21 protein-coding genes, 1 pseudogene and 1 CRISPR repeat array are annotated in these 25,858 nt (G+C 57.3%); of the genes and pseudogenes, 17 read left to right on the top strand and 5 right to left on the bottom strand.

Going from position 1 to position 25,858, the window contains the following annotated elements; genetic code table 11:
- Positions 1–258: 258 nt before the first annotated feature.
- The 3 genes from pgeF to lgt are packed head-to-tail and all read right to left on the bottom strand — an operon-like array spanning position 259 to position 2,962.
- Entirely contained in the window at positions 259–1,017 is a 759-nt protein-coding gene (pgeF, locus tag ACP0GE_RS07085; protein WP_424831283.1) for a peptidoglycan editing factor PgeF, read from the bottom strand.
- The gene (locus ACP0GE_RS07080) at positions 1,014–2,081 is read right to left on the bottom strand and encodes a class I SAM-dependent methyltransferase (protein WP_424831282.1); all 1,068 of its coding nucleotides are present in this window, start codon (positions 2,079–2,081) and stop codon (positions 1,014–1,016) included. Before ACP0GE_RS07080 ends, pgeF begins: the two co-directional genes overlap by 4 nt.
- A complete protein-coding gene (gene lgt / locus ACP0GE_RS07075) occupies positions 2,078–2,962 on the bottom strand; it encodes a prolipoprotein diacylglyceryl transferase (RefSeq protein ID WP_424831281.1) in 885 nt (294 codons plus the stop codon). The genes ACP0GE_RS07080 and lgt overlap by 4 nt, the downstream gene beginning before the upstream one ends.
- Positions 2,963–3,059: 97 nt before the next feature.
- On the opposite strand from lgt, the gene ACP0GE_RS07070 reads away from it, so the two are divergent.
- The 5 genes from ACP0GE_RS07070 to ACP0GE_RS07050 all read left to right on the top strand — a co-directional run bounded on the left by ACP0GE_RS07070 (position 3,060) and on the right by ACP0GE_RS07050 (position 6,257).
- Complete coding sequence (locus tag ACP0GE_RS07070; protein WP_424831280.1) at positions 3,060–3,308, top strand: accessory factor UbiK family protein; 249 nt, start codon at positions 3,060–3,062, stop codon at positions 3,306–3,308.
- 315 nt (positions 3,309–3,623) lie between these two features.
- A complete protein-coding gene (locus ACP0GE_RS07065) occupies positions 3,624–4,124 on the top strand; it encodes a YbjN domain-containing protein (protein ID WP_424831279.1) in 501 nt (166 codons plus the stop codon).
- Positions 4,125–4,160: 36 nt separating this feature from the next.
- Positions 4,161–4,976, top strand: coding sequence for a pyrroline-5-carboxylate reductase (gene proC, locus ACP0GE_RS07060; protein WP_424831278.1), 816 nt, complete (start codon positions 4,161–4,163; stop codon positions 4,974–4,976).
- On the top strand, positions 4,969–5,307 hold the full coding sequence (locus tag ACP0GE_RS07055; protein WP_424831277.1) for a tRNA-binding protein: 339 nt from the start codon (positions 4,969–4,971) through the stop codon (positions 5,305–5,307). Before proC ends, ACP0GE_RS07055 begins: the two co-directional genes overlap by 8 nt.
- The gene (locus ACP0GE_RS07050) at positions 5,307–6,257 is read left to right on the top strand and encodes a 2-hydroxyacid dehydrogenase (RefSeq protein WP_424831276.1); all 951 of its coding nucleotides are present in this window, start codon (positions 5,307–5,309) and stop codon (positions 6,255–6,257) included. The genes ACP0GE_RS07055 and ACP0GE_RS07050 overlap by 1 nt, the downstream gene beginning before the upstream one ends.
- Here ACP0GE_RS07050 and ACP0GE_RS07045 read toward each other — a convergent pair.
- A pseudogene (locus ACP0GE_RS07045) lies at positions 6,254–6,745 on the bottom strand (thymidine kinase); the annotation flags it as partial. The gene ACP0GE_RS07050 and the pseudogene ACP0GE_RS07045 overlap by 4 nt on opposite strands.
- A gap of 329 nt (positions 6,746–7,074) precedes the next feature.
- On the opposite strand from ACP0GE_RS07045, the gene ACP0GE_RS07040 reads away from it, so the two are divergent.
- From ACP0GE_RS07040 to ACP0GE_RS07030, 3 genes are read left to right on the top strand one after another with little or no spacing between them, the layout of a single operon-like run.
- A complete protein-coding gene (locus ACP0GE_RS07040; protein ID WP_424831275.1) occupies positions 7,075–7,443 on the top strand; it encodes a plasmid mobilization protein in 369 nt (122 codons plus the stop codon).
- A complete protein-coding gene (locus tag ACP0GE_RS07035) occupies positions 7,440–7,766 on the top strand; it encodes a plasmid mobilization protein (RefSeq protein WP_424831274.1) in 327 nt (108 codons plus the stop codon). The genes ACP0GE_RS07040 and ACP0GE_RS07035 overlap by 4 nt, the downstream gene beginning before the upstream one ends.
- Positions 7,763–8,218, top strand: coding sequence for a hypothetical protein (locus tag ACP0GE_RS07030; protein ID WP_424831273.1), 456 nt, complete (start codon positions 7,763–7,765; stop codon positions 8,216–8,218). The genes ACP0GE_RS07035 and ACP0GE_RS07030 overlap by 4 nt, the downstream gene beginning before the upstream one ends.
- A 148-nt stretch (positions 8,219–8,366) precedes the next feature.
- On the opposite strand, the gene mobF is transcribed toward ACP0GE_RS07030, so the two are convergent.
- Entirely contained in the window at positions 8,367–12,887 is a 4,521-nt protein-coding gene (mobF, locus tag ACP0GE_RS07025; RefSeq protein WP_424831272.1) for a MobF family relaxase, read from the bottom strand.
- Positions 12,888–13,348: 461 nt separating this feature from the next.
- Here mobF and cas6 point away from each other — a divergent pair, with 461 nt between their 5' ends.
- From cas6 to cas2, 9 genes are read left to right on the top strand one after another with little or no spacing between them, the layout of a single operon-like run.
- Positions 13,349–14,233: a CRISPR system precrRNA processing endoribonuclease RAMP protein Cas6 gene (gene cas6, locus ACP0GE_RS07020; protein ID WP_424831271.1), complete on the top strand. Its 885-nt coding sequence runs from the start codon at positions 13,349–13,351 to the stop codon at positions 14,231–14,233.
- Entirely contained in the window at positions 14,230–16,821 is a 2,592-nt protein-coding gene (gene cas10 / locus ACP0GE_RS07015; RefSeq protein WP_424831270.1) for a type III-B CRISPR-associated protein Cas10/Cmr2, read from the top strand. The genes cas6 and cas10 overlap by 4 nt, the downstream gene beginning before the upstream one ends.
- Positions 16,814–17,977: a type III-B CRISPR module-associated Cmr3 family protein gene (locus ACP0GE_RS07010; protein ID WP_424831269.1), complete on the top strand. Its 1,164-nt coding sequence runs from the start codon at positions 16,814–16,816 to the stop codon at positions 17,975–17,977. The genes cas10 and ACP0GE_RS07010 overlap by 8 nt, the downstream gene beginning before the upstream one ends.
- Complete coding sequence (cmr4, locus tag ACP0GE_RS07005) at positions 17,961–18,854, top strand: type III-B CRISPR module RAMP protein Cmr4 (RefSeq protein ID WP_424831268.1); 894 nt, start codon at positions 17,961–17,963, stop codon at positions 18,852–18,854. The genes ACP0GE_RS07010 and cmr4 overlap by 17 nt, the downstream gene beginning before the upstream one ends.
- On the top strand, positions 18,851–19,267 hold the full coding sequence (cmr5, locus tag ACP0GE_RS07000; protein ID WP_424831267.1) for a type III-B CRISPR module-associated protein Cmr5: 417 nt from the start codon (positions 18,851–18,853) through the stop codon (positions 19,265–19,267). Before cmr4 ends, cmr5 begins: the two co-directional genes overlap by 4 nt.
- A complete protein-coding gene (gene cmr6 / locus ACP0GE_RS06995; protein WP_424831266.1) occupies positions 19,264–21,435 on the top strand; it encodes a type III-B CRISPR module RAMP protein Cmr6 in 2,172 nt (723 codons plus the stop codon). The genes cmr5 and cmr6 overlap by 4 nt, the downstream gene beginning before the upstream one ends.
- On the top strand, positions 21,432–22,739 hold the full coding sequence (locus ACP0GE_RS06990; protein WP_424831265.1) for a TIGR02710 family CRISPR-associated CARF protein: 1,308 nt from the start codon (positions 21,432–21,434) through the stop codon (positions 22,737–22,739). Before cmr6 ends, ACP0GE_RS06990 begins: the two co-directional genes overlap by 4 nt.
- The gene (gene cas1, locus ACP0GE_RS06985) at positions 22,739–23,782 is read left to right on the top strand and encodes a CRISPR-associated endonuclease Cas1 (RefSeq protein WP_424831264.1); all 1,044 of its coding nucleotides are present in this window, start codon (positions 22,739–22,741) and stop codon (positions 23,780–23,782) included. The genes ACP0GE_RS06990 and cas1 overlap by 1 nt, the downstream gene beginning before the upstream one ends.
- Entirely contained in the window at positions 23,779–24,066 is a 288-nt protein-coding gene (gene cas2, locus ACP0GE_RS06980) for a CRISPR-associated endonuclease Cas2 (protein WP_424831263.1), read from the top strand. The genes cas1 and cas2 overlap by 4 nt, the downstream gene beginning before the upstream one ends.
- A gap of 199 nt (positions 24,067–24,265) precedes the next feature.
- Positions 24,266–25,840: a CRISPR direct-repeat array (repeat unit 37 nt; unit sequence ATCGCGCGATCTGCCCCGCCTATGAGGGGATTGAAAC).
- Between the last annotated feature and the right edge of the window lie 18 nt (positions 25,841–25,858).

The following is a 25,858-nucleotide window of genomic DNA, read 5'->3' as shown; positions in this document are numbered from 1 at the left end:
CAGTTGGGGACTTTTGCCCCTGTTTTCCCGTTGCCGTCTCAATGTGACGCCAGTTTGAGGCGGAGATAAGGCTGATCCGGGAAGAAATGAGGACAAAATGAAGGTGATTGGTACCTCTTTGTTAACAGTATCAGGCGAAACTGGGTGAAGTACCGCATAACCACCTGAGCACTCGTGAAAACTTGAAACGATTCTGACTCAGATAAACACAAAGAATGTGGCAGAAACGGGGCGATGCTGCCTTAATTCGACCTAAATCTATAATCTGATTGCAGAAATTAGGCGGCCGTAATCTGCTTCTTTCGCGTGGGTGGCCCGACGGTAGGAATAAAACCGGTCCGGGTCGGAATATGTGCAGTGCCGCGTCCATCCGGCGTGCCCCACACCAGCCTCGCGCAGCTTGTGCAAGCCAAAGGCCGGGAGGTCGAATTGCAGCCTGTCGCCCTGTCCATTGGCGAAGAAACGTGAGTTTTCCGGTGCGCTGGCCATAAAGTCGTCCAGGAACTCGGGGCCGACTTCGTATGCGCTCTGAGAAATGGTTGGGCCAATTACGGCAATAGTGTTCTCGCGATGGGCCCCAAGGGATTCCATCGCGACCAAAGTTGCTTCCAGGACGCCATCCAAAGCTCCGCGCCATCCGGCATGAGCGGCCCCGATCACGTTTGCGTCAGGATCCGCAAAAAGAACCGGCTGGCAGTCTGCGGTCAGGATTGTCAGCGCTAATCCCGGGGTTGCCGTGACCACCGCATCTGCCCTCGGCTTCTCTCCGGTCATTGGCTCTTCGACTGTCACAACGATTGGCGAATGGACCTGATGCACCCCGATCAAAGCATCGGTTTTCACTTCCATTGCGTCAGCGACACGTTTGCGGTTCAGGGCAACCGCCTCGGTTTGGTCCGAAGACCCGTGGCCACAGTTCAATCCGGCAAAGATACCTGACGAAGCACCGCCGCGCCGCGTGAAGAACCCATGGCGTACAGGGGACAGCAAATCCGAAGTCAGAATTTCCAATGTCATCGCTCTAATCCCGGCGGCGGTGAGGAATAAGATGGGTAAAGACCCAGCACCTTGAACAGGTTTCCCATTTCATCGGGATGCGTCAACCGTCGATGTGCGGCAACCACCGCATCCAGCGCAGGACCGCTTTGTGTAGCCGCCAATGTCTGCGCGCGTTGGGTTATACCCAGCCTTTCAAGGAATACGCCCTGAGGCGTCAAACGCGTATGGGCGCACCCGGCGGCCCGCGCGGCTATCGCAAGAGGTTCAAAGTCAACGTGGGCTGTCAGGTCTGCATGACCCGGCGCGCCCAACGGATCGGTGTGGCCATGCGCGCGCAAGGCTTGGAAGGTGTCGCCCAACGAATGCCAATCCCCATAATCACTGATAAGCGCGGCACCGCCCGCCGAGGCGATGTGACCGGCGACAACCGTGATAATCGGGATGGCTGCGGCACAAAGCTCAACCAGATCGCCGTCCCTGGTGTCCTCCAACCGATCGGTCAGAGCAACCTGAGCCGCCTGCGGCCCAAGGCCAAAGGTCAGCTGATCGCGTTCGGCTCCGACCAGACGCTCGCGCCACCCGTCACCATCGCGCAGGAACTGACGGATGGGCAGGGCGTCAAAGAACTCGTTCGCGACAAGAAACAGGGGCAGGTCAGGTAGGTCGGTCGGGGTCTCAATCCATTCGGGGGAATAGTTCCGCAATGTTTGAGCCTGTCTTTCCCGCAGAGCGGGAGAAGCTTCGAACAACAGGATTTGTGCGGCGTCGTGAAACCCTGGCACCGCCCGCGTGGCGCGCAGGATATCGGCCATCAACGTTCCGCGTCCGGGGCCAAGCTCGGCCAGAACGATCCGATCCGGTCGTCCCTGATCCATCCAGTTTTGGGCCAGGCACAAGCCGATCAATTCGCCGAACATCTGGCTCACCTCGGGGGCTGTGACGAAATCCCCTTCGGCGCCCAGGGGGTCTTGGGTGGTGTAATAGCCGAACTTTGGGTGCAGCAGGCACTCGGACATATAATCCGCGATGCTCATCGGTCCGTCCTGCTGGATGCGGGCGAGCAGGTGATCCCTGAGGGTCATGCGCGTCTTGCCCGTAGCGCGAACCACAGACCAAGCGCGATCATCGGCAGGGACAGAAGCTGCCCCATGGTCAGGCCATAGCCGCCGATATGCCATGCCAGACCCAGTGGATTTCCGGGCGTGACGAACTGAGCATCGGGTTGCCGGAAAAATTCGACAGTAAAGCGTGATGCGCCATATCCGGCCAGAAACACGCCCATGACCAATCCAGGCTTCTGGAACCCTCCGCGCCGATAGGCCAGCCAGATAAGTGCAGTACCCAGAAGAATACCTTCCAACGCGGCCTCGTAGAGTTGCGATGGATGACGCGCGCACATCCCTGCCACCACGCCCGGACAGTCCTGCGCTGCGACGCCAGGGAAAATGACAGCCCAGGGCAACTCACTCGGTCGGCCCCAGAGTTCAGCGTTCACGAAATTCGCCAGTCGCCCCAGCAGAAGGCCGGGCGGCACTGTGTAAGCCACCAGATCACCCATGGACAAAACCGGCAGCTTGTGGCGACGGGCGTAGAGGTAAGACGCAGTCACGACGCCAAGCAATCCACCATGGAAAGCCATGCCGCCTTGCCAGACTTGCAGGATCTCAAGCGGATGCGACAGGTAGTAGGCAGGCTGATAGAACAGCACAAACCCCAACCGACCGCCCAGAATGACCCCGAGGATGATCCAGGTCATCAAATCCTCGACCTGTTCGGGCTTCATCGGAGGTGTCTGATTCTGCCAAAGGGTCGGGCGCCGCAGTGCCATTACGGCCATGCGCCATGCAATCAGAATACCGGCGATATAGGCCAGCGCATACCACCTCAGCGCGAACTCCATCCCGAACAATGAGATCGAGAACAACTCGGGCGACAGATCGGGGAATTTCAAAACAGCCTGCATATGCGTCTCATTGCCCGGGGTTTGCGGACCAAGTCAACCTTGAGCCCGCGCCAATCATTCCCCATATAGAGAACAACAGCGATTTCGGAGTACAGCCATGCAAACCCGCAACAAGATTCTCGACGACGTTTCCCAACTGATGACCAACGCCATGGGTGTGGCACAGGGCGCGCGGGAAGAGGCCGAGACTGCGATGAAGTCGATGATTGACCGTTGGCTGGCTGACCGCGACTTTGTCACGCGCGAGGAATTCGACGCCGTTCGGGCAATGGCCCAGAAAGCGCGTGAGGAAAACGCGGCACTTGAAGCGCGCATCTCAGCGCTTGAGGCGAAACTGGACAAGTAGCGTTCGCGCATTTCAGGTTTTCAGGAATTTATTGCTGCCGCGCGATCCGGATCACGGGCCGCGCGGTGTTGTGCATCTTGCCGCCTGTTGAAATTTAATCAAGACAAAGCTGCATCCGATGCCAATATTTTGGTCGCCGTTGCCAGCTGTCCACAACTTATTGCTGTTATCCCCAAAAATGGGGGTTGTCAGAGTCTCGGCTACATCGCACCATATTTAGTACAGGCCAAGGGTCACAGCCCGGTCTGTAGAGCAAGCAACTAGCGCTGGGGCGCTGCCAGCCCCGAATATGCTAGAGATGAGTGAGGTGGCATTATGGCCCTTTCCGAGCAGTTTCTCGAAGAAGACCTTCATCCAATCGACATTGTTGAACACCTGGCCGAACACCACGACTGGGATTTTGACCGCATCGGTGATGATCAGATCGCCATGGCCGTTGAAGGCCAGTGGCGCACCTATTCGATCACCCTGGCCTGGTCCAACTATGACGAGACACTCCGGATGGTGTGCTCGTTTGAGATGGAGCCGCCCAGCGAGCGTGAAACCGAATTGTATGAACTGCTCAACAAGATGAATGACCAGTGCTGGGCGGGCGCGTTTACCTATTGGGCCAATCAGAAACTGATGGTCTATCGCTATGGTCTGGTTCTTGCCGGAGGTCAGATGGCCAGCCCGGAACAGATCGACACGATGATCAATGCGGCGGTCCTGAGCGCCGAGCGGTATTACCCGGCGATCCAGTTGGTGACCTGGGGCAACCGTTCCCCGGAAGAGGCGATGCAAGTCGCCATTGCAGAGGCTTACGGCCGCGCGTAAAGCTTTGCCCCAAACCAACTGAGGGGAGGGGCAATCATGGATATGTCACGTCTTGCAGAGCAGGGGCTGGTCCTGCTGGGCTGCGGTAAAATGGGATCGGCCATGCTTGCCGGATGGCTGGAGCATGGTCTGCCTGCATCCTCAGTCTGGGTGATTGATCCGAAGCCGTCGGATTGGCTGAAGGCGCAGGGCGTGAACATCAACACGGCCTTACCCGAAGCACCGGCAGTGGTTTTAGTCGCAGTCAAACCGCAGATGATGGGCGAAGCGCTGCCCTCCATTAAGGCACTGGGCGGTGGAACAAGCCTGTTTGTTTCGGTTGCGGCAGGGACATCGATTGCGACGTTCGAAGGTGTGCTTGGGGACGGTACGCCGATTGTGCGCGCCATGCCAAACACTCCGGCGGCGATCCGTCAGGGTATCACGGCGATGATCGGAAACTCTTATGCGTCCGATGAAGACTTGCTGCTGGCCGAGAGTCTTTTGTCCGCCATTGGCGAGACGGTGCGCCTGTCGGAGGAAGCGCAGATCGACGCGGTGACAGGCGTCAGCGGTTCGGGCCCGGCATATGTCTTTCACCTGATCGAAACCTTGGCTGCTGCGGGTCAGGCGCAGGGATTGCCGCATGATCTTGCTATGAAACTGGCGAAATCTACCGTCGCAGGGGCCGGAGCCCTGGCCATGGCGGCCGAAGAAGACCCCTCACAATTGCGTGTAAACGTGACATCGCCAAACGGCACAACTCAGGCGGCGCTTGAGGTGTTGATGCATGCGGAGGAAGGTTTCCCTGATCTGCTTCATCGTGCGGTCAAAGCCGCCACCAATCGATCCAAGGAGTTGTCCCGTGAGTGAGATTACCTTTGATGACTTTCTGAAGGTCGATATCCGAGTGGGAAAGGTCGCCCGCGCCGAACCTTTCCCCGAAGCCCGCAAGCCTGCAATCAAGATGTGGATTGATTTCGGGGATGAGATTGGCCAGCGCAAAACCTCGGCCCAGATTACAGCGCATTATGATCCCGCGACCCTTGTGGGTAAGCAAGTGATGGCAGTTGTCAACTTTCCCCCCCGCCAGATCGGAAAATTCATGTCCGAAGTGCTGGTGCTGGGTTTGCCAGATGACAGTGGTGAAATCGTCCTGATCGGACCGGACGGAGAGGTTCCGATCGGCGGGCGGATGCACTGATGCGCCTGCTGATCGCCCGCCCGATGACCGCAGCGGTCGAAGCCCGAGCGCGCTCCGAATTCGACGTTGAGATTCGCAGCAACACCCTGCCCATGACCCACGAGGAAATGCTGGAGGCGCTGAGTAACTTCGATATCGTCATCCCGACATTGGGTGACCAGTTCTCGGCCCAGGTTTTCGCCGAAGTGCCCGATCCCCGCTGTAAGCTGTTGGCCAATTTCGGTGTGGGTTACAACCACATCGACGTGGACGCCGCGCGTGGTGCTGGTGTTGTTGTCACGAACACGCCCGGTGCCGTCACAAACGCCACCGCAGATATCGCCATGACCTTGCTGCTGGCCACTGCGCGCAGAGCGGGTGAGGGCGAACGCCTGGTTCGCTCGGGCAAGTGGGAGGGGTGGCATCCGACACAGATGCTGGGCCATCATGTCACGGGCAAGCGCGTCGGCATCGTCGGCATGGGCCGTATCGGTCAAGCCATCGCCCGGCGTTGCCACTACGGGTTCGGGATGGACGTGGCATACCAATCCCGCAGCGAAAAGGCTGTGGATTTTCCCGCCGAGTTCATTCCTGATCTCAAGGCGCTGGCGTCGGCAGTCGATTTCCTTGTCCTTGCTGTGCCCGGCGGGGTGCGCACACAGCACCTTATTGGCTCGCAAGTGTTTGAGGCAATGAGGCCGTCGTGCATTCTGGTCAACATCGCGCGCGGAGAGGTTGTGGATGAGGCCGCCTTGATTGCTGCCTTGCAATCGGGCCAGATCGCGGGAGCCGGGCTGGATGTTTACGAATTTGAACCAGCGGTTCCGCAGGCATTGCGCGACCTTGAAAACGTGACCCTGCTGCCGCATCTGGGAACATCGACCGAGGAAGTGCGCACCGATATGGGCCATATGGCGCTGGACAATGTCGCGGCGTTTGTCGCCGGCCGGCCGCTGCCCAATCCGGTCTAGGTGTCCACTGCTTCGCGCCAGTGTTTGCGGCAGAGCGAGACATAGGTCTCATTCCCGCCAATCTGCACCTGTGCCCCTTCGGTCAGAGTGTTTCCGTTTTCGTCTTGCCGGATCACCATGGTCGCTTTGCGCCCGCATTTGCAGATTGTGCGCACCTCGCGCATCTCGTCCGCCAGCGCCAACAAAGTGGCTGACCCCGGAAACAGCTTGCCCTGAAAATCCACACGCAGGCCGTAGGCCAGCACCGGAACATGCAGGTCATCAACGGCGCGGGCCAGTTGCCAGACCTGATCTTCGGTCAAAAACTGGGCTTCGTCGACAAATACACAGGCCACTGATCCTTGGGCCAAACGATTCTCGATCATCCCGAATACATCATCGGTCGGCGTAAAAGTATCAGCCTGCTCGGATATCCCGATCCGCGACGCGATCCGCCCGGATCCTGCGCGGCCGTCGATTGCGGCGGTCATCAGATAGGTGTGAAAACCTATAACCCGTCAAATCAGGGGTTATGCCTCTTACATAGCTTTCTACGTTCCTCTCATTAACGAAACTAATACAGCATGTTGCGCGTGACTGCAAGCAGAGTTTATATGTGCTACATATATGTTTTTCGCGGGCACTCTGTCGCAAAAAGTTGCATTTTCGGTGAGAACTATGTACGCATAATCCCGCGTTTTGCACTGCTTTCGCGTTGATCACGGTATATGTAAGCATATATGCTATATACAAAGCATAGCGATTTTTGAGCAGAAATCCGGCACTTTCAAGTCGTAGACATATAGCGTTTGGTGCTTACATATAGCAGGACCCGGCCATGACAAACACTTCGGCTACAAAACAACGGGCGGTCAAGGCAACCGATAGCGAATGGGAGATTGTCCGGGCGCGGGCCAAGGCTTCCCGCATGTCGGTGAGCGGATATGTCGTCCAGCGGGCGCTGGCCCCGGACGTGTCTGACAGCCCCTCACGCGCCACGCTGTCGGCGCGGCTGGACCGGATCGAGTCCGCCGTTCTGACGCTCTGCGAAGTGGAGCGGATGCGGTTGGCGGAGCGCGGGGAAGACGATGGCTGGACGGAGGCGCTTCGGCGGGTCGCGTTGCGGCTGCGCACGGACCCGACACGCGCGGGGTCTGATACGGGTGAATCAGTCGTGGGCGGATCAGGAGAAGGGGGTTTGGGATGAAGAGGGCACGACCTGTCTATTGCAGGACCCCTGACGATTGGGATCGGATCAGGGCACGGGCGAAGTCAGTCGGCAAAAGTGTCTCTGAGTTCGTGATGACCTGTGCTTTGCAGGATGCGCCCCCACCATCTACCAGTCCGCTTGTTCTCACGCCCGAGGAGCAGCGTGACCTTTTGCGGAATGTGAATGACCTGTGTCGGCGTCTCAGTGAAATGTTTTTCGTCAGGGCCGACGGCGACCCTGCACTGGTCGATGCGGTCGCGCTTCTCTATCGCCTGCATCTCGACGAACTTGAGTATAACCCGCAAGAGGCGCAAGAATGACAGAGGCGAAGAAAAGAACCTTCTACATCTCCTGCACCGACCAGGAATGGGAGGATGCCAAAAGGCGGGCGGCTGAGGCCGGGATGAAGACCTCGCCCTGGCTCGTAGAGCGGGCATTGACGGCTGACCTGTCGATCTTCGGCAATCGCCCGCAGCCGCTGGTGTTGGGTGCTGACGACCAGAAGCGGATGAATGACCAGATCGGGTTTCTGATGGACCTACTCAAACCCTCTTCCGATTGGATGGAAAAACTCGGCAACCAGATCGCATTCCTGCGCGATGCGAAGGTGACGGACCTGATCGCCGAAGACCGGTTGGACGAGTTGTTGCTGGCCTTCGAAAAGCTCTTCGGGCCGGACAAGGCGGAAGCCCTTCTGGCAAAGGCCGTCAAGGAATGGCACGGCGCGAAATCGGTCGAGGTGAAGGTCCACGACCCGAAACAGCGCATGTGATGCGGGAATGTGATCTGCGCAGGCTGGGTCCGTTCTTCGCCTGCGGCACCTGTGCAGCAGCACCGGCCTCGACCGAACAGGCCGACCTTGCTGTACAAGCCTTCACGCCACAGTCGTCAGAACCGGCGTCACACGGATGAAAGCCCTGCTACCATAAATCGATGCCGATGGAACGGGACGGACCGAACTCCCTGTCCAACGCCCGCTCCTGCGCCCGCCGCGCGGATTGCTGCCTGACATTCTCAACATGTTCGGCTTCGACCTTCGTTCTGACGGGCGCATCGCGTTTGATTATCTCCGAGACCGAGGCAGCCGTCGCGCGCAACCGATCCTCAAGCCCCGGAACCCTGTCGAGATGCGGGCCGTAGGTGTCCCTGTCGTTCAACACGTAGCGGACGGTTTCGAGATTGCTCTGCGTGTCGCGCTTCCACCGGTGGTAGGGATGCATCTGCCCCACGAACGCGTCCCCACCGTCTTCCCGCTGCTGCAAGGCCTCGGTGAGTTCTTCGTCAAGCCTGTGAACGCGATACGCATCGATCTCCATTTCGTCGCGCACGGCCCGTTCGTTGGTTGCCAGCGTATTGCTTCCCGGCCCCACGATCATCCGTTCGCCCAGACCTTCGAAGAAAGCGTCATAGCCTTCCACGAAATACCTGTGGCACCCCTGCGCCTCCGCCTTGTCCATGATCTCTTCAAAGATACCGAGGTGCCGCGCCTCAAGGCCGCATCCATCCAGCGAGGACGTGATGCGCTCCAGCGCTTTCTCAAGCGTCTTGCGGTCCTCTGAGGACAGAAGTGCGTCATCCAACAGGCGCTTTCCCCGCTCGATCATGTTCGGGGCGGACCTTGCCCAGCGTCCGTAGCTGGTCAGCAGGCTGCGGTCGAGCGGCGTATCAGGTAGCCATGCCGCAGCCCTCCTGATGATCTTCCGCCTTTTGGCGTCGAACGCGATCACCGCGTCCCGTTCCTGCCGCACCCTGCGATGCCTGACCGCCAGATCAGGCAGGGCCGCAAGGTCCGGAGGCAGGTCGTGTTCGAAACCCGAGAGCCGTTTCAGGAAGCGATCACAGCCCGCGACCTGAAACGGATGACACCCCTGCCGCTTCGCCTCCGCCTCCAGCGCCTTCCAGCCGGTGCGCAGGTCCTGCGCCCGGTCTTCCAGGCTGCGCCTCTTGTTCAACTTGATGAGGGCGGACTCCACGGACAGCGCAACGCCATCGACCAGCGCCTTGTGGGACAAGCGCTCGTCTTCGATCAACACCTCCGCCTCGGCCATGGCCTTGCAGACCGTCTCGTCGGCGGGCTGCTCTGACTTTGCGCAGGTCGCAAGCACATCCGCGGCCTGCACGAGCCGCTTCCATCTGTGCTGCACCCGTTCGCAGTCTTCCATGTGGTCCAGCACGCGTTTCGGAAGCGCGCCAGGATACTGCTCGGCAACAGCGCGCGTCTGCGCCATCACCGCCTCCGTGTCCGGCAGGAGCGCAATGTCATCCTCGCCCATCATGGCCGTGGCCCGCTGTCGCGCCCAACCCTGTTCGATCCCGGCAATCGCATCCGCCCGCTCCTGTGTTGCCCGGCTGATCCGGGTCCCGCAGTGCTCCAGCCGGTCACCAAACCCGCGCAGCAGCGCACGGCAATCCAGGACGCCTTCGTTGACCGCTCTGGGAAGTGGGCCGATCTGAAGCGGATCGGTCTGGCGCAACCCGCCCGTCCGCTTCAACAGCGCATCCACGCCCGGCTGGAGTGCGACGTGGCTGTCGCCCCGTGCCGCCCGCGCCCGCAGGTCCGCCCAGCCCTGACCGATGGCCTCAGCCTCCCGGCCCCGGATATGGGCGTCGTGGTCCGTCAATATCCGCGCGATCTCCTGGGATGCGGTCTCTGACGTTGCGTCTTCCACGGACGCCCGCCGACGCAGCCGCTCCAGCAGCGCATCGGCCTCGGGCATGAGGAACGGCGCAATCCCCAACTGCGCGGCCTCCGCTTCCAGCGCCCGCCAGTCCCGCAGCGCCGGACGCAGCGGTTCCTTCGGCGATACCCCACGGGATTGCGGGACATGCAGCACCTGTCCGGTTGCTTCCAGAGCGGAATGTGACACGCCGGTCTCCTGTTCCAGCCGGTGCACAAGCTGTTCCGTGTCGTCGGTCAGCAGCACGAACCCGTCGCGGGCGCGGCTCATCTCCACGTAGAGCAGCGCGCGATCCGTCATCATGCTGTCCGCGTCCAGCACCGCGATCACGTTGTCCGTCGTCATGCCCTGCGCCCGATGCACTGTCGAAGTCCAGGCATGGTCGATGTGGCGCAACCGGTCATCGTCGGTCAGCGGCTCCAGCCGCCGCCCGTCACCAAGCCGGATACGCAGGCGTGTTCGCCCGATCTCCTCGATCCGCCCGCGTTCGCCATTCACCACCCCGAGGCTACGGAGATTGCGCGTGAAGACGATCTCGTCCCCCGCGCGCAGCGAAATCGGGCGCGTCTCGAAGACCGACACATTGCGCGCGGCGTTGCCCGAGGGCCTGAACCCGCCGGAGACCCCGCGCCGCTCCAGCGTGATCCGGTCCTTGGTGCTGCCCGTGACCCGCCACGCCTCCCCCTCCTTGCAGCCGTAAACGTCGCGGTTGGCGACAACGATGTCGCCCGCGCGGTAACTCATGGGATCGGCTGCCAGAACACGGGTCAGGCGGCGGTCCACGAGCCGTTCGATCTCAAGCGTGCGCCCGGTGAGCAGCCCTTCCTCTGCCAACCCCTTGCGCAGCACGGCGTTGATCTCTTCGCGCTGCCCGTGGGTCGGGGCAAGGATCATGGTTCGCCTGCGGGCGTCCGGGGGAAGCGCAAGCCAGAGCCGGGCCGCCGTCTCCGCCAGCCTGTCCGGGGGGATTTCCCGCACATCGCTGCCAAGGCTCTGGACGGCGAGGTCCGCGTCCCCCGCAATCATATGCGTGACGGCGGCCTTGAGGTCCGTCGCGCGTTGCCGCAGCACATCGTCCATGCGCGCCGTTTCCATCCCCGCGTTCTGAAGCAGGCGGAACGGCTGCCCCGCCTCGACGGAGCGAAGCTGGAGCCTGTCCCCGACAAGCGCGAGCCGGGCAACCCCGAGCCGCTCCGCCACGCGTTGCAGATCGCGCATCTGGACCGTGCCAATCATGGAGGCTTCATCCACCACGATCACCGCCCCCCGGTACCGTTTGCGCGCCGCCTCAAGATCAGGGCCATCGCCCAGATGCCCGTAGCGCGCCAGCATCCATTGCAGCGTGGTTGTGCCGATCCCCGCCTCAAGCGCCAGAACACGGGCGGCTGCCGAGGACGGGGCCAACCCGATCACCGGATGGTCCCCCGCAAGCCGGACAACCTCTCTCAGCATCCGGGTCTTGCCCGTGCCCGCGAACCCCTGAACCCCGACGATCCTGTTCCCGGACAGCAGGATCGTGCGCACCGCGTCCCGCTGGCCGTCCGTCAGCGACGTGGCCTCAAGCTGTGCGGTGATGTCCTGCGCGTTCGCCAGCGGCGCGGATCGTCCTTCCCGCATGGCCGTGATCACGGCGCGTTCCGCCCGAAGGGTCCGGCGCGTGGTCAGATCACCAGAGGTGGTCTCCACGAGATGCCGGTCCCGGCGCAGTTGGTCGATGGCCGCTTCCAGTTCCTTGTGCGAATGGCGTCCCGGATCCCGCCCCAATGCGGCGGCGAGCAGGTCGGTGCGCCGGAACACGCATTGGCGTTCCTCAAGATGATCCATGGCCTGCCAGACGGCCTCCAGCGGTGACAGCACCGCGTTGGTCAGCGCAGGCTTGGCTGTTGTCCGGGGCCGTGCGTCTTCGACAAGGCCCATGCGCTCCGCCCGGCGGTGCCACAGTTTCACAAGTTCGCCCTTGACCGGCTCCGCCTTCCTGCCGCGCGTGACCAACGCGGCAGCCTGCGCGTTGGCCGTCGTGTAGTCCCGGCCTTCGTCGGCCATGTAGTGCAGGATGTCCCGCCGCCGCGTGGAAAACGCATCGAGCCATTCCTGCGACCAGCCGGAAATCTCGAAGCTTGGCAGACCGCCCACGGTCGTCGGCGTCAACTCATAGCCGAGGTCCCGCAGCCGCCGTGCCAGGTCGTTGCGATACCACGCGCCGAAGACCCGCCGGTTGCGGCGCAGCAAGGTAGGCTCCACGCTGCGCCATGCGCCGTCTCTGTTGCGCGTCATGTTCGCGACCACCGCATGGGTGTGAAGCTGCGGGTCGTTGTTGCGGCTCGCCATGTGCCGGAACGTCGCCGCGATCATCCCGTCCGCCGCCTCCCGTGGCCGCCGTCCCGTCGCGGGGTCGTAGCCCCTTGTCTGGAGGTGTTCGGCCTCGATCCAGTCGAGCGTTGCCCGCACGGCGGCATCATGGGCGTGCATCACCGCCCGCCTGCCCCGGTAGAGCGCTTCCAGCGAGACAGATTTTGGGGCCGAAAAGGTCATGTCCCAGCCGGGGCGGTGCTGGCGCTCCCCGTCGATGATACGCCCCAGCGTGATCTCCGTGCCGGGCACCTCGCCGGACAGGATCGAGATGAACTTGCGCTTGCCGACGCGCTGGCCCAGCCCCAGCGCCTCCGCGCCCGCGCCGTGCCAGCGGTTGGCCGAACGGTGCGAACTGTCATTCCGCGCAAGGTACTCGTGCAGGAAATAGCCGAAGGTTTGCTCCGCACTCACAAGCGGACGCGGGCCGGACAGCATCAGAGGGGATAGAAGTTGGAGGGTGGCGTTCTAAGGGTCACGCAGCCAGTCCGTCGCTTTGGACGGGGGATCGTCTTCGCTGCGCTGGGATCAGACAGGTCCATGATGTCGCGCCCATTAATGCGTCAAAGTGACTACATACTACAAGACCAAGGTTGAGCTTCGCAACTCATACGAAGTTTTCCTTTGAGATCACGTCATCCGTTTTTGCAAACCGGACCATTACGCTGAAGTCTAAGGTAGTCAGACAAGCCTAATGGTTCTTGATTCTGCCTTTCAGCCTCAAGGTCAGCATACGAGAAACAGCGTATGAGATTTCGATCAGAGGCCTGTATTCAACTCAAGTTACGGCTCTTGGCAGTTAAAACCGGAATATGGGATTGGACAGTTTAAAAGGCTGCATGCTCATTGATGATTGAAAGACTGGAGCGTGTCCATTGGACGAGAGCAAGATTGAGAAAGAGATTTTCGCCCTAACCGGAGGGTTGAGCATCTGCGCATTCCGAATTCTTTTGGATACGGGGTCTGTCCGCGCAACAGTCCCTATGTTGCGTGGAGTATGGGGGTGCGCACTGCGCGATCTTGACCTGTCGGCTTATGAAATTATGTTCGAAGGATACCGCCCCAACATGACACCTAACTTCGGGCGCTTGAACTTGCCGCTCTATGTTATGCGCCCGGCCCCTCCCAACCCCGACTTTGCGCCTGCGATTGAATTGCTTCTTCTAGGTAAAGCGTGCAGGTATGATAATGTTGCACTTGAAGCTTTTGAATTGGCCACCAAAGCCGGGCTTGGTAAATGGCGGGAGCCTTTTCGGGTACGGAAAGTGTGCGGGGTACTTCCGGATGGCAGGCAAGTTCGTGAACCGCAAACGTGGCCGGCAAGTGACGCGGTAAGCTGTCTTTTGCGAGACGTATCAAACAGTGATGGGCTTAGACTCGATTTCGATGCGCCGCTCAGGATTCTGCGTCGTGGGAAGCTGGTTAATGTGCCGTCTTTTGTGGATATGGCGGTAGCGGGTTTGCGACGTTTATACGCGGTGTCTTCAGTCTCTTTCAATATGCGTCTTTCAGCGCGGGCGCTGGAGGCCGCAAGACGATTGCCTGTGTCCAACTGGTATGGCCAACAACAGGATTTGGTTCGTTGGTCTGGGCGGCAGAAGAACAGGGTTGAAATGCGTGGGGTAACAGGCTGGCTCGATTTGCCCGAAGGAGCCGGACCATTCCGGCCTCTTTTGGCGGCTTGCGAATGGACTCATTTGGGTAAGGGGACGGTTTTTGGACTCGGGAATTTAAAACTTCGAAGTCTGCAAACTCAATGACGCAATTGAAGGAAACAGATTGGGAAACTCTTCTTCGTGTGTGGATGCACGATCCGATCGATAAAGCGCTCGACATCAAGGGGCACGAAGCCAGAGCAAGGCGCTACACGGCAGCGGCGCTCTGGGGTGATGCAGATCAACCGATGTTTCCAGATCGGGATGCGGGTCTGGCGGATCAATTGGCAGCGATTTCCGAACGCCTGCCCATGCCGACGGCTGGTATAAAAGGCGAACGAGCGGTTGGCCCGGAGAACCGAAGCCTGAGGACGGTACATCCGATGAGCGGCAAGCAAATTGCACTGGTATGCCCGTCACTCGACGAAGCATCCATCATCAATTCGATTGACAACATCGTGCGCGAATTGGACGAAGTACCCAAAACCCGCTTTCTCGCGCTCTGGCGGATGTTGGCAGATCAGATCGGTTTTCCTCTAAACGCTTTGCCAGCAGATACGCGCGTTCCAGACCATTCCCTAATCCATCACGCAGATATTACGGCTGGCATATGGGCAAGTATCGAAGATGGTACCAGCGGTCGGGCTTTTCTGTCATTTGCACTTGGTCCGGTACAACCATTTATTGCGGCGGCGAGATCTTTGCGTGACCTGTGGACGGGCAGTGTCATTCTGTCGTGTATTGCGTTTGCCGCAATGCGTCCGATCCTTGAAAACCTTGGCCCAACGGCATTCGTGTACCCGACGCTTCGCGGTAATCCTCTTATGGACATGTGGCTCCGTGAAGAAGCCGGTGTCACCAACACACCTAAACCGGACAATCGGGCTCGTCGGAGTCCTTCGTTGCCACATCGTTTTCTGGCTCTGGTTCCATACGGGAATGATGGAGCGATAGCAAAGGCGTTTGCGGATTGTTGTAAACAGTCTGCACAGAAAGAATGGCTTGAATTGTCGGAGAGTGTTCGCACAATGCTTGCTGACAAGGCGAATGCCGAATTTGCCGATTGGGACAGACGCTGGGAACAGCAAGTCGAAGCGGTTTTTGATTTTCACACCACGGTTGTACCGGAACGCGATCTTGACGAACGGGCCATGGCCAACTTGCTTGGGAGTGAGAGCTTTGAGAATGTTTGGCCGGAGGCTGCCAAGGTTAGATCTCTAGCTGACGCCATACCAGGATCGGCCCGCCCCGGCTACGACCAAAAATCGGCAGGGCGATGGCAGGCTCAACTTGACTTGTCGGCGCGCATCATGGAGGCGGCGCGCATGGTCCGCCACGTTCCGGTTGTGCCACCTACTGAGAACGCGGAACGTGTTCCTCCAAAATGCAGCCTTTTGGGGTCGTTCGAACAGATTGGCCCGGCAGATTTTTCGACGGCAGAGCGGTTTTGGAAAGACGCTTACAAAAAATGGCGTTGCAAAGGTGTTAGGTTGCGTAAAGGCGAGCGGTTTTCGTCCGTCGCCCTGACCAAACGTTTCGCAATGCCAGTCTATTTGACGAGCCGTTTGGGCTTGGAAGAAAACAAGCCGTTTCCGGACACGGCCACGGTTGCAGCAGAGGATTGGTTACGCCACACCGGTATCAAATGGCGAGAATTGGATAAGTGGAACGGTCGCTGGCTGCACGAAAGCGACGCGGCTCTCGAAAGTGATGGAGAGGATCGTGCACCCTCCGATCTTTTGGACAGGTTGAAAGACGCGTGTGCAAATAAGAGAGCGCCACCCTCCTATTATGCCATTCTGATGATGGATGGCGACGATCTGGGTGGTTGGTTGCGGGGCCAGCATATGCCTAAAGTTCGGGATGTCATGCACCCGAAGATGCGCGATTGGTTCGAGCAAATTGGCAATCCAAATGTTAAAACAGCATTTGAAACGCGCCGACCGGTGGGACCTGCGCTACATGCTGCCATCAGTGGTGTTCTTGGACGTTTTGCGACCCGTACCGCTCCGAAAATCGTCGAAGACCATGCGGGAACGCTGATCTATTCGGGTGGTGACGACCTGCTGGCCTTGCTCCCCGCACGACGGGCCATCGCTTGCGCACGCTCATTGCGCAACGCCTATCAGTTTGGAGACGGCCCGGACGCACCGGGTATGGGCGAACAGGCGACCATATCCGCTGGAGTGGCATTCGTACATTACAAGGAGGATCTTCGGCTGGCGCTTGCTGCCGCCCGTGAGGCCGAGGCGCACGTCAAGAACGATGGTAAGGACGCGCTGGCACTGCGTTTCATGCGCCGCTCCGGTGAGCATTCCAAGGCGCTGATTGATTGGAACGGATCGGAATGGTTCGACGCTTTGATCTGTGATTTTGCTGAAGGTGCAAGCAATCGGTGGGCCTATCGCCTGCGGGCTGTGCTGCCGGTGCTCTCTGCAACAGATATGCCAAGTGAATTGATTGCGGCGGAGATTAGGCGTCTCGGAAATCGCTCAGAAAAATTTGAACCGGCTCATGCCGATGGCGGGACGGAAGGATTGGGTGCGCGTGTTTCGGGATGGTGGCAAACATACAGCAACACCCGACATCGCCGTGTCAAAGGGAATCAACACCCAAATTTCGAAGAGTGGCTTTCCGATTTCACGGCGCTGTGTCAGGGAGCGGCTTTTATCGCGCGAGGGCGCGATGACTGAATTGGATCAAGGCCTTGTGAAACTTAAACGATTCTGGCTTTGTCTGGAACCGGTCGATACGCTTTTCTTCCGCGACGGGAGACCGTTTGATCCGGCCTCAAGAGCAATATCAGGCCTGCCGAATCCACAAGTTCTTGCTGGTGCCCTGCGAACTGAAATGCTGCGGTGTGCCGACATTGATTTCGCTCGGTTGGGTGATTGTATCCGGAACGGTCACAGGTTTGAAGCAGCAGCAAGGCAAGTAGGCGGCAGCCTCGGCGAGCAGATTGCCAAAACAAATTTCCGAGGGCCGTATCTCGGGCGGAAAAATGACATCGGTAAGCAGGACAGGCTGTTTTATTCGGCACCGGCCACGCTGCGTCACTCAATCAAAGAAGGTGCCGAAGATAAAATTGTCCGACTTGATCCGCTATGTGCCAGTCAGTCTCTTCCCGGTTGGCAACCGAACGCTCAAGACATGGTGCCACTTTGGACACGAGACAAAAGCATATTAAAGCCTCTCGACGAGATATGGATAACTAGTGAGGGTTTGTCTGCCTTTCTCTCGGGCAAAACGCCAAAATCGGACGAACTTGTTTCGTCAGATGATCTTTATGGTTTCGAAGACCGCACCGGCATCGCCATTGATCCCGACATCGGGACAACTCAAGAGGGGATGATCTATGCGACGCGGCGGTTGGTTTTGCGGTCCGGTATGCGGTTTTGGGCGCAAGTTGAAGGGCCAACCGAGGCGCTCGACCTGCTGCCGAGACAAGATGAGTGCAGATTGCTGCCTTTTGGAGGCGAAGGGCGACAAGTAGCCGTGACAAGCTGTAATCGGAAGGACGGCCCACTCACCGCGTGTGCCGAACCAGCACAGAATCCAGAAAACGGGCGGTGTCTCGTGCTCATAACGCCAGCCTTACTGAACGGCTGGCACCCTTCCGGTCTTGATCTACTGTCTGCGGCGGTTCCCGGTCATGTCCCTGTTTCGGGATGGGATCTGGCGCGAGGAGGGCCAAAGCCGACGCGCTTTTCAGTCAAGGCGGGTTCTGTCTATTTTTTGTCCCCCAACAGCAAAAGGTCGCAGGGTTCTGGCCTTGGTGACATTCATGATACCTCGCTTGGCTGGGGTGAATATTGCGAAGGAGTCTGGCATCATGCCTCCAACCTCTGAAACGACGCTCATGTTCATTCATTGCCTGACCGCAACCCATCCCGGCAGCGGTACAGCACTTGATGTGGTGGATTTGCCGGTCCAGCGGGAGCGACATACCCAATGGCCAACAATTCCTGGCTCAACCCTCAAGGGCGTCTTGCGTGCTGCAACCCACGCGGCGGGGATGGATTGGGTGCAGACAGCCTTTGGCCCCAAGACGGGCAATGCGTCCGATCATGCTGGAGCAATCTCGATTTCCGACGCGCGAATTCTGGCCTTTCCGGTTCGTTCACTCAAGGGCGTTTTTGCCTGGACAACCTGTCCCGCTGTGCTTGATCGTCTGGGGCGCGACCTTAGTATTGCAAACACCACCAATGAACTAAATTCGAACCAATGGGATATTCAGGGTAACTCTATATTGTGTCCCAAAGACAGTCCCCTGTTGATCGACGAAGATGGAATGTTGCTGGAAGAGTTCGATTTCAAGCGAACAGGCGCTGCTCCAGAGGTCGCGAATTGGATTGCAGAAAATGCCATCGCCGACGGGCCGACCGCAGCTCGGATGCGGTCTAATCTTGCTATTTTAGCGGATGACGCTTTTGGCCATTTTGCGCGCCATGCGACAGAAGTTGCTGCTCGGATTGGATTGGATGCTGACACACGAACCGTTAAAGACGGTGCGTTGTTCTGGGAAGAGCATTTACCGCCGGAAACACTTTTCTATGCTCTGGTCACGTCTACCGATAGCCGCCGCAGTAAGGATCGTACCAAGGCTGCTGAAATTCTTGAGCGGCTAAACGAAGCGATGCCTGAAACGCTGCAAATCGGCGGCAACGCAACGCTTGGCAAAGGTCTTTGCGCGGTGCGCCTGCAGGCCAAGGAAGTGGCACAATGAAGACACTTCAAACATTGGAGCAACGCCGGGCACGCCATGCCTGGGATGCGGTGCAGAGAGCAAAATCTGCGAAGGATTACAGTCGGGAGGCCAAGCGATTGCCCGTGCGCATTGCGACGGCGGGGCTTGGCCATGCCATCGCTTTTGCGAATGCAAAGTGCGGGGTGGGTAAATCTGCTGCTGATGACGTTGCGAAATGGGTATTGGCAACCCTGAAAAGTGGGAGGGCGGCCTCAACATTTGGACCCAAACATGAGGATGCTGGCGGACAACTGATCAGACAGATTATCGAAAATGACGCAGATTGGTTGCGCCGAGCGACGGAAGAGGCGCTGGCCTACCTGCGATGGCTTTCACGGTTTGCAGAGGCCGAAATTGCCCGTGAGGATAAGCAGGGGAAGTCTGGGCCATGACAACGAGTCCGAACCTTTGTTTGCCAAAGACAGCAATCGAATTACTTACCAAGGTATCGGATGTAAACCGACATCCGGGCCTTAAACTTGACAAGCTTTCCTGGGCAGAGGACCAACAAGAACAGATCAAGGCGATTAATGCAGTTTGTGCCTGCACAGGAGATAACGAACTTCTGAAGACTCTGCTTGAGCGTCGCATCGCCGCTTTGGACGCTTTTGGCGTATGGCGCTTTCATGGCCAGACGACAGGATCACTGACCCTGCATCTCGCCCGAGCCAACGCACTGGAGAATGCGGGAGTTGCACTTCATCCGATTTACGGTTTTGCTTGGTTGCCGGGTACGGGTCTCAAGGGCATGACGCGCGCTTGGGCGGAAACGGCCTGGAAACCAGGTGAGCCGGACCAACAGGCTGCAGAGGATAGGATTAACGAGGCATTCGGAACGCAAGGTGCGGCAGGGCGGGTTATCTTTCACGATGCCTGGCCAGTCCGATGGCCGAAACTCGCGTGCGACATCGTGAACTCCCACCATTCGGAATACTACGACGAAGGGACAGAGAAAAAACCACCGGGGGATTGGGAAAATCCGAAACCAGTGTATTTTCTCATTGTCGCAAGCAAAACCGAGTTCGAGTTCGCTTTGTCGGATCGACTGCATGCCAGAGACGGCCTGCTTGAACAGGTTGTCGGTTGGATGTGCGCAGCACTGGAATACGCAGGGGTCGGCGCAAAAACTGCAGCGGGCTATGGACGGATCGAGCCACTCCTACCCGATCTCTTGGACCGTCATATACCTGACCTTCCAGACGATTATTTACGACGTGAACATCGCCTGACATTGGCTTCCCCCGCGTTTCTGGCAGGGGCAAAACAGGATCAGGCCGATTGTGATCTGCGACCAGCCAGCCTGCGAGGCCTTTTGCGCTGGTGGTGGCGCACTACGCACGCGAAGCATTTGAGTAGCCGAGATTTGGCACAACTCGAGGCCTTGATTTGGGGCGATACGCAACGCGGCAGTGCAGTCAGCCTTTCACTTCGGGCGGGTAGCAGAAATGCGGAGGCTGAGCGTTACGAAAAGAATAAGATAAAACAAGACTTATCTCTTCCCAAACCTAAGGATAGTAAGACAGTTCAGGGCTTGTTCTACGCGTCATATGGAATGGATGAGCGAAATTCAAAAGAGAGATGGTATCGTCATCCAGACGATAGCTGGGATATTACCCTGACCTCTCGTGAAACCTGCTGGCCAACAAATCCTGAAAAAAATCAAGCCGAGATAAAAATACCCGCTACTTTGGTTATGCGGCAGGCCGAGGCTGCCCTTTGGTTGCTGGCTCGATTTGGCGGTGTAGGCTCGAAATCCCGCAAAGGGTTTGGTTCCTTTGGGGATGTTTCCGTTGAGGGAATTGACAGTATTGAAGATTGCTGTGCGGTTGGCAGGGAATTGCGGGAATGCTGCTCGATTGAATCGCAAGATGGTTATGGAACTGGCACTTCCGCCCTTGAAACGCGGATTGGGCCTGTTGAGATTGAAACGCCCTGGAAAGCGAAGGATTATTGGTTCGCACTCGACCGTGTGGGGCAAGTCTATCAGCGTTTTGTAAAGACATTGGAGAAATCCGACCGCGAGATGCTCGGCCTGCCGCGTGGAAATAACAATGATCGTCTCGCATCGCCTGTGCATTGGAGTTTGAACGCTGGGGACGACAAATGCCTGACAATTCGACTGATCGCTTTTGCTGGATATAAATCGACTGACAAAGAAGCAACTTTGGGAATTTTAAAGGACTTGTCCGAATTTGCAGAAAGTGAATTAGACCGCGAAGTATCTCAACACAAAAGGGATGCGAGGCCCCCTCTAAAACGACCGCACTCAATGGAGCCCAAACATCAACTTAAATCAGGGCAAGAGATTGATGCCGAACTTCTTGTCGAGAAAACCAAAAATGGCGGCTGGAAAGCGAAAGAAATAAGTACAGGAATAATCGGTAACATTGAGAACAACCCGTCTGTGCCAGATGATGCAAAATCAGGGCAAAAAGTCACACTTATTGTGAAAATCCCGAATCCCAAGAACGCATCATTCCAATGGCCAACGCCCGAAATAATAGAGAAATTAAAACGCTTAGCCACACGTAATCGCCAGAGAAGAAGGAGGCGCAAATGAAATCATCTGCCGAAGTTCTGGTGCTTACTGTTGGCACTGGCAACATGGACAAGTTGGAAGAAACTCTGTTCCAACCGCTGGAAAAAAGCCTGAACACCGGAAATTGGAATGAAGCAGTCCTTCTGCCATCTACTATGACCGAAGAGAATGCGCGCAACTTCAAAGACCGAATGGTCGGGTACTCGATTCAAATCAAGCCATTGCCTGAAGAGGGTCAGGAAAATGATGCCGATGTCTGTTTCAGTCATTTCGACAGAGTGCTGACTGAACTCCTCGAAATGGGATATGAAGCCAAGTCTATAACCCCGGACTTTACGCGCGGAACCAAGGCTATGAGTGCCGCTCTGGTAATGGCGGCCGTGCGGCACCAAATACCCAAGCTGCGCTATATTCAAGGTGCGCGAGACAATCGCGGCATGGTCCTTGCTGGCAAGGAGGAAGTCAGTGAGGTTGCAACCGGGCGCGCTACAATGCAACGTCAGATTGACGATGCGTTGCGCTTGATGCGCAGTGGTGCCTTTGCTGGCGTACTCCAGATTCTGCCCGATGTGGACGGCTCAAAGATAGCCGCAGCACTAGTACCGGAAGAATTCCATAGAGAAATAAATCGATTGCGTCGTCTTGCCACTTTTTGGTCGGCCTGGGACAGGCTCGATTACGAGGAAGCAGTCAGATGCTCGAAAAAACTGTGTAAGCAGGATGCTGAGGCTCTCGATCAAGAAGTTACCTGTGTCAAAAGACTGGCAGCCCGGCCAGATCAGGACAAACACGCCGATATGGCTGAATGGTTGCGTAGGGTGGTCGCTGACCTCTTGGCCAATGGGGTTAGGCGCATCGCTCACCACCAGTTTGAAGACGCACTCTTGCGTGCTTATCGGATCGTGGAATTGGTTGGCCAGATACGGCTGTTCGACAGGGGTTACGACAGTGCCCAAATTGATCCGGAAGACTTGGATGTAAGAGAATTTCGCAAATATCTCCAGAAAAAGGGTTCCGAGGATTTTGGTATCAAAAAAGAAAATAATAGGGAGGTTTTGAAAGCATCGCGAATGTTAAGCGCCCGGTTTTTGAAAAGACTGGGTGATCCCTTGGGAAAAGACCTGTTGAATTTTGATCAAAATAATGGGGTAACAGTCAAAACCATCGCCAGAAATTATAGCATACTCATACATGGCTTTTCCGTAGCGGATCTTGATGAGAATTCTCTGTCTGAACTCTATGATCGCATCAGGGCTTTGCTTGATAAAGATTGCCCGGATAAGACGCAAGGTATCGGCTCCGACCGTTTTGGGATTGTCCCATAGTGCCGACACTCTACGTTACCGAACCGGGCGCGGTCGTGCGGCGGCGGGCGGGTTCACTAATTGTTACTTGTGAAGAAAGCAACTCATCATCGGAAAAAGGAGAAGATGATCTTAAGTCTCTTCTCTTGGAGGTGGAGCCTCACCGGCTTGAAATGATCGGACTCGTTGGGCGTGTGCACATGACAGCTGAGGCAACACGCATGTGCCTCGACAAAGGAATTGCTGTCTCCTGGATTTCGAGGAGAGGTGCTCTGCTCGGGCGGTTAGTGCCGGAACTTTCACGCACTGCGGACCTGCGCCTTCACCAGTTCCGAACTATAGAGAACACAGCTTCTGCAATGGAACTTGGAAGATGTTTCATAGATGCGAAACTCGCCAATGCGGTCGCGCTTCTCTCAACGATCCGATCCAATCGACCTAGAGAACCGCGCTTTGCAGAGGCTATTAAACATCTCGGACGCTTGCGGGAACGAATTTCTATCACGACAGATCGTGAAGTGCTTCTCGGGTTCGAAGGCGAAGGTGCCGCCCGATATTTTTCCGTTCTGGGCCTGGCCTTTTCCGGCGACATCGAATTCGAAACACGTCGCCGCAGGCCTCCTCCCGATCCGGCAAACGCGCTTTTGTCGCTAGGCTATGTTTTACTGACAAACCTGATCGCCAACATTCTGGAAGCCCGTGGTTTCGATCCTTATCTGGGTGTTTTGCATACACCGCGGTCGGGACGTCCGTCCCTCGCGCTCGACATGATGGAGGAATTCCGTCATCCGCTTGTTGATCGTTTTGTGCTGCGTCTGTGCAACCGACGGCAGTTCAGACCAGATTGTTTTGAGACCGACCCAAAAACATCGGGTATACGCTTGAAACGCGATAGTCTGAAACGGTTTTTTCGGGAATGGGAGGCGATGCTCGACACACGAATGGCCGGGCTGGACGAAAGCGTCACTGTAGAACAGGGTCTTCGGCGCCAGATTGACAGGCTTGCCGCCCATATACGCGGGCATGAGCCCTATCGTGCACTTTTGCTTCGGGGGGCGGAATGACCCGGTTTGTCGTTTGTTATGATATCGCTGATGACAAGCGACGCCAGCGGGTCGCACAGATTCTCGACGCCTATGGCGACCGAATACAGGGGAGTGTCTTTGAACTTCCCGTGACCGCCAAACTAATGCAAGACTGTTTGGATGCCATCGTAGACGTTCTGGATATCGCCAAAGACGGCCTGATCGTCTATCCATTATGTGCACAATGTAATGAAAAGACACGGTATTTTGGAATATCGTTAAGGGATGTGCGCATTGGGGAAGAAAATGTATTTGTTGTTTGAAAAGCGAGTCGTAACCAAAAACTTCACCACAAAGGCCGGGAGGTTACGAAAAATGGCAAGTCCTTATTTTATAATGGTTTCTCATTTTTGTTTTGGCAATTTTGCAGTCATAGAGTTTTTGTGTCGCACAGTAATCTTGTTGATTACGAAAGAAGCGGTTGCAATGCACTGCAATTTAATCGAAAATTTGACAGGGGGAATCGCGCGATCTGCCCCGCCTATGAGGGGATTGAAACGTCTTAGGGTCGAACACTACATACCAAATTGTATTCATAGGAATCGCGCGATCTGCCCCGCCTATGAGGGGATTGAAACCTTTAGCACCATTATGAGCCCCTTTAGCACCATTATGAATCGCGCGATCTGCCCCGCCTATGAGGGGATTGAAACGAAGATGAACAAGAAAGATCACTGAGCGGCACATCAACATCGCGCGATCTGCCCCGCCTATGAGGGGATTGAAACCAACCGAAAATGTCCCCTGGACAATATTACCGGGCGTGATATCGCGCGATCTGCCCCGCCTATGAGGGGATTGAAACGCTATCCTTTTTACGCCCGCGTTTTTTGCGGAAACTGCCATCGCGCGATCTGCCCCGCCTATGAGGGGATTGAAACCCACCCTAACTCCCTGAGGAAACGCTCTTTCTTGCGGTATCGCGCGATCTGCCCCGCCTATGAGGGGATTGAAACCGTGATCATCGTCACGCCACGGGTCTCGCCCTCCGACTCATCGCGCGATCTGCCCCGCCTATGAGGGGATTGAAACCTGGCCAGGGTATGCCCCGAGCCTTGCACTGGGATTCTGTATCGCGCGATCTGCCCCGCCTATGAGGGGATTGAAACCTGACCAAACTTTTGCTTGATCAGCGACCAGTTCTTCCCGGAATCGCGCGATCTGCCCCGCCTATGAGGGGATTGAAACTTCCCCATTTGTGCTGCCAGCAACAGGTTCTTTTCTCTATCGCGCGATCTGCCCCGCCTATGAGGGGATTGAAACTCATCGGTCAACTCCGTGCCCTGATCGGCAAATACTACATCGCGCGATCTGCCCCGCCTATGAGGGGATTGAAACACACAAATCCGCTTTACCCGCGATTTGCGTTCTCATCACCGAATCGCGCGATCTGCCCCGCCTATGAGGGGATTGAAACCGCCCTGATCCGTGTCATACCGTAGCCGCTGCACGTCCTCATCGCGCGATCTGCCCCGCCTATGAGGGGATTGAAACTGGTGCCCAGGTGACCCACCGGTCCTTGGCGTTATTCTTCCTGAATCGCGCGATCTGCCCCGCCTATGAGGGGATTGAAACACTGATCACGTATTTGCGAACGAAGTGAGTGAATTCCGTGAATCGCGCGATCTGCCCCGCCTATGAGGGGATTGAAACTTTTGTGATTTCCATGATCTCAACCTTTCAGTTTTTTGCCATCGCGCGATCTGCCCCGCCTATGAGGGGATTGAAACTTGGTACTTCTTCGGGATGATGGAAGAACCAGTTGCTTGTAATCGCGCGATCTGCCCCGCCTATGAGGGGATTGAAACCGGCCTCGGCCCGAGTGTTCCAGGTTGTGTAACCTGGTTGAATCGCGCGATCTGCCCCGCCTATGAGGGGATTGAAACTTGGACAGCGCAGCGTGGCCGTCTGGCCCTCGCTCAGAATCGCGCGATCTGCCCCGCCTATGAGGGGATTGAAACATCACGTCACCGACTTTTGCTTTCTCACTGAGTTTTGTAATCGCGCGATCTGCCCCGCCCATGAGGGGATTGAAACGCAAAATAGCCGTCGCTA

The organism is Ruegeria sp. (assembly GCF_965243365.1).
Classification (GTDB): Bacteria; Pseudomonadota; Alphaproteobacteria; order Rhodobacterales; family Rhodobacteraceae; genus Ruegeria.
Note: the sequence above shows the minus strand (reverse complement) of the source record. Positions and strands in the feature narration are given on the sequence as shown.